1 protein-coding gene is annotated in these 1251 nt (G+C 53.5%); it reads left to right on the top strand.

The features are described from left to right. The first annotated feature begins 53 nt into the window (after positions 1-53). Complete coding sequence (locus QZR30_RS27830; RefSeq protein ID WP_059397022.1) at positions 54-1202, top strand: integrase core domain-containing protein; 1149 nt, start codon at positions 54-56, stop codon at positions 1200-1202. The last annotated feature ends 49 nt before the right edge of the window (positions 1203-1251 follow it).

The raw sequence follows: 1251 nt of genomic DNA, 5'->3' as shown, positions 1-1251 counted from the left end.
TAACCGGGGACATGGTTTACAGGTTAATACGCATGATCAGGAGGTAACTGATCATGCCCTGGAACCAAGAGTCCCCCATGAATCAACGAATCAGACTGGTCGCTGACTGGCTTTCTGGCAACTACACCAAAAGCCAGCTGGCACGCCGTTTCAACGTTAGCCGACCTACCGTCGACAAGTGGATTGGCCGGCACAACGGCGACTTAAAGTCCTTAGCCGAACTGTCCCGGCGACCTCATAACAGCCCAAATAAAACCGACGACGAGATCTTGGCCCGCGTGGTGGCCATGAAGGAGGCCCACGATAAATGGGGACCAAAGAAGCTGCTCGAACTATTACGACTTGAAGATCCCTCTGTCGCCTGGCCTTCTCCAAGTACAGCAGGCCAATGGCTTGATCGACTTGGGCTCGTCAACAAGCGGCGCTTCAAGCGCCGGCACAGTATTTCCCATGCGCAAATGCGAGAGGCCAACGAACCTAACAAGACGTGGTGCGCCGATTACAAAGGGCAATTCAAGATGCTTAACGCACAGATGTGCTTCCCTTTGACCATCACAGACCACGCATCCCGGATGATTTTGGCGTGCAGGGCCCATCCCAAGATCAAGACCCAGCCTGTAAAACAGGCATTTGAAAGGCTGTTTGAAGAGTACGGCATGCCGGAAGTTATCCGTTCGGACAACGGGGTTCCGTTCGCCTCTCCTGGCCTGGCAAGAATGTCCACGCTGGCGGTTTGGTGGATACGTCTAGGCATTTATCCGGAGCGGATCATGCCAGGCAGACCGGCCCAGAATGGTCGCCATGAGCGAATGCACCGTAGCTTGAAACTTGAATTGCCCTTAGGGGAAAACCTAATCGAGCAGCAGCTTCTGCTGGAGCATTTCAGGCATGAATTCAACTATGTACGTCCTCATGAAGCGCTCGGCATGAAACGTCCGGCAGATTTGTATGTGCCGTCTACCCGGCCTTACCCAGGATGCTTGCCCGATGTGGAGTATCCGGCAGAAATGAAGGTTCGAAGCGTCAGGCAGGACGGATCGATCAAGTGGAACGGCAAGTTGGTATTTATCAGCGAGGCGCTGTCTGGGGAGCAGATAGGGCTTAAAGAGGCTGAGGATGATGTTTGGGATTTGTACTTGTGTGATTATCCCTTGGGAAGGCTTGGGCGAGGTATGACCCGCGTCCAAGCCTCAAATGTGTAAACGATGTCCCCGGTTTCAGATGTAAACGATGTCTACGGTTCTACACCCC

The organism is Pseudomonas sp. rhizo25 (assembly GCF_031931935.1).
GTDB lineage: Bacteria > Pseudomonadota > Gammaproteobacteria > Pseudomonadales > Pseudomonadaceae > Aquipseudomonas > Aquipseudomonas synxantha.
This window is presented reverse-complemented; position numbering and strand designations above follow the sequence as displayed.